General features: G+C 71.5%; 5 protein-coding genes. All 5 read right to left on the bottom strand.

Annotation, left to right across the window (positions count from 1 at the left end; all coding sequences use genetic code 11):
• Positions 1-22: 22 nt before the first annotated feature.
• The 5 genes from AAW13_RS43755 to AAW13_RS43735 are packed head-to-tail and all read right to left on the bottom strand — an operon-like array spanning position 23 to position 5,620.
• Positions 23-625 (bottom strand): DUF5947 family protein, encoded by a 603-nt coding sequence (locus AAW13_RS43755; protein ID WP_046732764.1) that lies wholly within the window; start codon positions 623-625, stop codon positions 23-25.
• Positions 622-1,167, bottom strand: a complete 546-nt coding sequence (locus AAW13_RS43750) for a NifU family protein (protein ID WP_046732765.1) — start codon at positions 1,165-1,167, stop codon at positions 622-624. Before AAW13_RS43750 ends, AAW13_RS43755 begins: the two co-directional genes overlap by 4 nt.
• Entirely contained in the window at positions 1,160-2,950 is a 1,791-nt protein-coding gene (locus AAW13_RS43745; RefSeq protein WP_046732766.1) for a nickel-dependent hydrogenase large subunit, read from the bottom strand. The genes AAW13_RS43750 and AAW13_RS43745 overlap by 8 nt, the downstream gene beginning before the upstream one ends.
• Positions 2,951-3,001: 51 nt before the next feature.
• The gene (locus tag AAW13_RS43740) at positions 3,002-4,090 is read right to left on the bottom strand and encodes an NADH-quinone oxidoreductase subunit B family protein (protein WP_046732767.1); all 1,089 of its coding nucleotides are present in this window, start codon (positions 4,088-4,090) and stop codon (positions 3,002-3,004) included.
• Positions 4,091-4,093: 3 nt separating this feature from the next.
• Complete coding sequence (locus AAW13_RS43735) at positions 4,094-5,620, bottom strand: hypothetical protein (protein ID WP_420855537.1); 1,527 nt, start codon at positions 5,618-5,620, stop codon at positions 4,094-4,096.
• Positions 5,621-5,816 lie beyond the last annotated feature (196 nt).

Below are 5,816 nucleotides of genomic sequence, written 5' to 3'. Positions count from 1 at the left end.
TCGGCCTCAGGACCGCTCGGCCTCAGGACCGTTCGGTGAGTTCCTCGAAGAAACGTTCCACGGCAGGCCACATCCGGCCTCCGCCGGACAGGCCGCGCCATTCCCGGCGCACCACGGCGAGCATGCGGAAGCAGTCGTCGACCGGTGCGATCCAGTGGTGGTCGAGGCCGTGCACGGTGTTGACCAGCAGTGCCTCGACGTCGGGGGCCAGGCCGGCCAGGGGCGGACAGCCGGTGACCGCGCGCTGCCAGGCCGCCGCGTCCACCTGCCAGCGCATGGCACCCGCCGGGCTCGGCCCCTGGGCGGTCACCGAGCCGTCGGCGCGCGGTACGAAGAAGACCAGGCCGACCGGGACCCCGAGGGCCGCCGTGTCCACCTTCGGGAGGCGGACCCGGCGGGTCGGGATCAGCCGGAACTGGCCGTCGCCGGTGCCCTGCCGGCCGTCGGCGAACAGCACCGAGCACGGCCGGCAGGCGCAGCGCACCTGGTCCTGTCCGGTGTCGTAGAGGTGCGGGTGGTCCGTGGCCACCGGGGCGGCGCACAGGTCGCACACCTCCGTCTCCGTCGCCGGCCGGTGGTCGGCGGCGGAGCGGATGAGACGGGCCAGGGCACCGTCGGTGGTCACCGTGCCTCCTGCGGCCGGCGCAGCGAGTCCAGGGGGACGAAGGCGGGCGCCGGGGCCTCGGCCACCGGCCGCACGTCCGCCAGCTCGGGAGCCGCGGCGAGCACCGCCTCCCGGACCGCGTCGGTCACCTCCGTGGTACCTCCGCCGCACCCGGAGCCGCAACCGCCGCCCGAGGTCAGCCGCACCCGGCCCACCTCGTCGTCCATGCCGGCCCACTCGACGTCGCCCCCGCGCTCCCGCACCGCCGGGCGCAGCCGCTCGACCGCGCGGGCGGCCCGGCGCTCGGGCGGGTCGGGGTGGATGTCGTGCAGGACCAGGAGGTGGTCGAGGAGTTCGTCGTCGGCGAGCGCCCCGGCCAGCGGCGCGTCCGCGCGGTCGAGAACCCGGGCGAGGGCCTCGCCGTAGACCTCGGTGAGCAGGCGCACCGCCTCGGCGGCCGACCGCCCGGCCGGGCCCTGGGCGGTCTCCAGACCTTCGAGGAGGGTGTCGAGCCGGGCCAGCCGGGCCTCGACCGCCGGTCCGTCGAGCCGTCCGTCAGCCATGGTTCGCGCCGTAGGTAGGCGAGTGCGTGACGGTGAGGGTCTTGCCCTTGCCCGTGTACATGTGGACACCGCACGGCAGACAGGGGTCGAAGCTGCGGACCGTGCGCATGATGTCGACGCCCTTGAAGTCGTCCGGGCCGTTCTCCTCGAAGATCGGCTGGTTCATCACGGCGTCCTCGTACGGGCCCGGGGTGCCGAACTTGTCGCGGGGGATGGCGTTCCACGGGGTCGGCGGGTACGGGTGGTAGTTGGCGATCTTCTTGTCCTTGATCACCAGGTGGTGGGAGAGGACCCCGCGCACGGCCTCGTGGAAGCCGCAGCCGATCGCCTCGTCCGGCACCTCGAAGTCCTCGAACACCTTGGTGTCGCCGGACCGCACCAGGCCCATCGCCTCGTCCAGGAACTGAAGGGCCATGGCCGCCGCGTAGGCGACGAAGTACGGCCGGGCGCGGTCCCGTTCGAGGGTGTTGGACCACTTCGGGATCTTCCACTCCAGCGTGGTCTCCGGCAGCGTCTCGCCCTTGGGCAGCGAGATGCGCACGCTGTGTCCGGTGGCCTTGATGTACGGGGTGTCGACGAGGCCGCTCAGCGCGGTCGACCAGAGCCGGGCCAGCGGGCCGCCGCCGGTGTCGAGGGCGAGGTGGTCGCCGGTGCGCTGGTCGTACCAGCGCGGGCTCATCACCCAGCTGTAGTTGCCCTCGAAGTCCCTTTTCTGCGGCACCGGGAGGGTCGTCTGGTTCCACGGGTGCCGCATGTCGACGGGGTTGCCGAGCGGGTCGTGGGTGACGAACGGGTCCTCGTTGACCCAGTCCTCGTAGAACGAGGAGCCCAGCATGATCCTGAGGCCCAGGTTGATGTCGACCAGGTTGTTGGTGACCAGCTCGCCGTCGACCACGATGCCCGGGGTGACGTACATCGCCTTGCCCCAGCGGTTCATGTTCTCGTACTTGTAGTCGACCACCTTCGGGTCCTGCCAGGCGCCCCAGCAGCCGAGCAGGATGCGGCGCCTGCCGACCTCCTCGTAGCCGGGCAGGGCCTCGTAGAAGAAGTCGAAGACGTCGTCGTTCATGGCGACGGCCTTCTTCACGAAGTCGATGACGTGCATCAGCCGGCTGAGGTAGTCGGTGAACGCGGTCGGCGACGGCATGGTGCCCACACCGCCCGGATAGAGCGTGGAGGGGTGCACATGGCGGCCCTCCATCAGGCAGAACATCTCACGGGTGGTCCGGGAGACCTTCAGCGCCTCCTTGTAGACCTCGCCCTCGAAGGGGTTGAAGGCCTTCATGATGTCGGCGATGGTCCGGTAGCCGTGGATGTCACCGCGCGGCGCGGTGGTCTTCTGGGCGCGGGCCAGGACGCCGGGGTTGGTGGCCTTGACCATCTGCTCGCAGAAGTCCACGAAGACCAGGTTGTCCTGGAAGATCGTGTGGTCGAACATGTACTCGGCCGCCTCGCCGAGGTTCACGATGTGCTCGGCCAGCGGCGGCGGCTTCACGCCGTACGCCATCTGCTGGGCGTAGTCGGAGCAGGTGGTGTGGTTGTCGCCGCAGATGCCGCAGATGCGGGAGGTGATGAAGCCCGCGTCGCGCGGGTCCTTCCCCTTCATGAAGACGGAGTAGCCGCGGAAGAGGGAGGAGGTGCTGTGGCACTCCACCACCTCCCGGTTGGCGAAGTCGATCTTCGTGTAGATGCCCAGGTTTCCGATGATCCGGGTGATCGGATCCCAGGACATGTCCACGATCTGCGCGGGCTTGCGCCCTGTGCGCCGGGCCTCTGTTGTCATCGGCTCGCTGACCTTTGCTGTGTGTGGGGGGAGTCGGGTCGGTGCTCTGGTTCAGGGCCGCCAGCGCGGGGCGTATCCGCTGGTGAGCTTGCGCTTGTTGTGGCGCCACCTGGGCTCGTGGTTGACCAGCTCGTTGGTGAAGCCGCGCAGGCGGCGGATGACCGCGCCGTACGGCTTGATGGCCAGCGAGGAGAGGGTGCCGCCGGGCGGCTCGTCCATGAACGGCATGAAGGCGTCCGGGAAGCCCGGCATGGTGCAGCCGATGCAGATGCCGCCGACGTTCGGGCAGCCGCCGATCCCCGCCATCCAGCCCCGCTTGGGCACGTTGCAGTTCACGACCGGTCCCCAGCAGCCTGTCTTGACCAGGCACTTGGGCGAGTTGTAGTCCGCCGCGAAGGTCGCCTGCTCGTAGTAGGCGGCGCGGTCGCAGCCCTCGTGCACCGTGCGGCCGAACAGCCACTGCGGGCGCAGCATGTGGTCCAGCGGGGGCGGCGGAGCGGTGCCCGCGGCGTGGTAGAGCACCCAGACCAGGGTCTCCATGAAGTTCTCCGGCTGGACCGGGCAGCCCGGCACGTTCACCACGGGCAGTCCGCCCTGGGACCGGTAGTCCCAGCCCAGGTAGTCCGCGAGACCCATGGAACCGGTCGGGTTGCCGGCCATCGCGTGGATGCCGCCGAAGGTCGCGCAGGTGCCGATGGCCACCACCGCCCAGGCCTTGGGCGCCAGTTGGTCGATCCAGGTGTTGATGGTCTGCGGCTGGCCGGTCTCCGGGTCGTTGCCGAACGAGGTCCAGTAGCCGTCGCCCTCGATGATGTTCTGGTTCGGGATCGACCCCTCGATGACGAGGATGAACGGCTCCAGTTCGCCCCGTGCCGCCGCCCGGTAGGGGGCGAGGAAGTCCTCGCCGCCCAGGCTCGGCGAGAGCACCTTGTTGACCAGGTTGACCTTCGGCATCCCCGGGATCAGGCCGAGGACCAGGTCCTCGATGGAGGGCTGGTCGGCCGCCGTCACGGAGACGGTGTCGCCGTCGCAGCTCATGCCCTCGGAGATCCACAGGATGGTGATCTCGTCGAACCCCTGGTGTTCCCGGGTCTCGCCGGGTTCGCCGCCCACGGCGGTGGTGCCGTTCTTGATGCTCATGCGCTAGGCCTCCGATGGAGTGGGCCCCGGGGACGGCGTGGTCGCCGTCGCTGGATCCGGGACGTCGGTGCCCCCGAGCGGCACGACTTCGTCGGGCCGGAAGTAGTGGAATCGTCCGTACCAGCCGTGCAGTTCGGCCGCCGGGTCGTCGTCGACGGTGACCGCGAGCCGGGTGCTGCCGTCCACGTCGTGGAAGACGGCGGCCACGGTCGCGCTCCGGCCGACCAGGAACATGTCCTGGGCGTCGGCGCCCTTGCCGCGCGGGCACAGCCGCACCGCGGAGCCGCCGCCCACGCGCACGCCGTCGACGAGGACCGTGTCGGTGGTCGGGGACAGCCCGTCGTCGCCGCCCTCCTGCCACCAGGCGGCGCGCCGGCCGGCGGCCGGCGGGGCGGCGGCGGGCGGGGCGGCGGCGGGCGGGGCGGCGGCCGGGCTCAGTGAGCGGATCGCGCCGTGCAGCCGTCCGAACACCTCCGGCGGCATGGTGTCGACCCGGTCCAGGATCTCGGCGGCCCGCGCGTCGGTGGCCCGCGCCTCCCGCTTCTCCTCGTCCGTCAGCAGCATCGTGCGCAGGGTGAGGATCTCGTCGATCTCACCGGCGTCGTGCAGGTCTCCCGGGCTCTCCGGCGCCACCTGCGGATGGTCGGGCAGGATGATCGGCGAGGAGAGCAGCAGGGGCGAGACCGCGCCGTCCACGGGGGCGACGGCCGGCGGTGCGCCGCCGAGCACCGGGAAGGTGAAGTCGTTGCGGCAGCTCCGGGCGGCCTCCTGAAGGGCCGGGCCCGGGTCGATCAGGGAGACGAACTCCGCGCCCTCGACGCTCAGCAGGGTGTGGGTCGCGACAAGGGCGTTGCGCAGGGCCCGGTCCCGGGGGCCACGCGGATCCGCCGTACGTCCCTCGTTGACGGTGCGCACCCTCAGGCGCAGGACGTCCTCGCCCAGCCGCTCCACCACCAGCGTGGTATTCGCCCGCACCTCGGCCCGGTCGCGTACGACCCGCCCGGCACCGGAGGGCAGGTCCTGCGTGTCGGTACCGGCCGGGGCGCCCACCGCGAACGTGTGCTCGCCCTCCGCCAGCGCCGTCATGAGGTCGGCCTCGCGCGGCACCGCCTCCTCGAACGTGAGCTGCACGGTCCCGTCGTCGCAGGTCAGAGACTCGACCGGTCGGCCGTCGGCGTTCTCGACCTGCTTGTGCTGCGTCTGGAGGTACCGCACGCGCAGCCGTACGACAGCGTCCGGCCGCCGCACCCGCACCAGGCACTCCGTCTGCTGGTACCAGGAGTCCGCCGAACCCGACACGCCCGGGTTGACCGGACCGTCCGCCTCCACCCAGGGGCGGGGGAAGAGGACCCCGAACTGCCAGCGGGCGCGGTTCTTCGGCGAGGACCGCCGGTAGGGGTAGAGGAGGTAGCCCTCGTAGAGGACGGCGTCGGCGACCGCGGCCATGCGTTCGAAGGTGGGCAGGGGGTGGGTGGAACCGTCCACCGGGGCAGTGCGGGGCGCTCTGCCGTCGACCAGTCCCTCGGCCATGCAGCCTCCTCGATCCGTGCGCGCGCCCATACCTTCCACCAAGGTCACACCGGTCACGCCCGCTCGCCTCTTCTGGCTGAGCGGCGTTGGGCCGGACGGGGGACGCGATGGTCACGGGGGTGGCAAGGGCCGGCCTCGCGAGGACGCGGGCGCGGGTGGGGGGAGGGCAAGGACGCGGGCGCGGGTGGAGCGAGGG

It is taken from the genome of Streptomyces humi, assembly GCF_001005085.2.
Lineage (GTDB): Bacteria > Actinomycetota > Actinomycetes > Streptomycetales > Streptomycetaceae > Streptomyces > Streptomyces humi.
The sequence above is the reverse complement of the archived record's forward strand: the minus strand, read 5'-3'. Positions and strand labels throughout refer to the sequence as shown.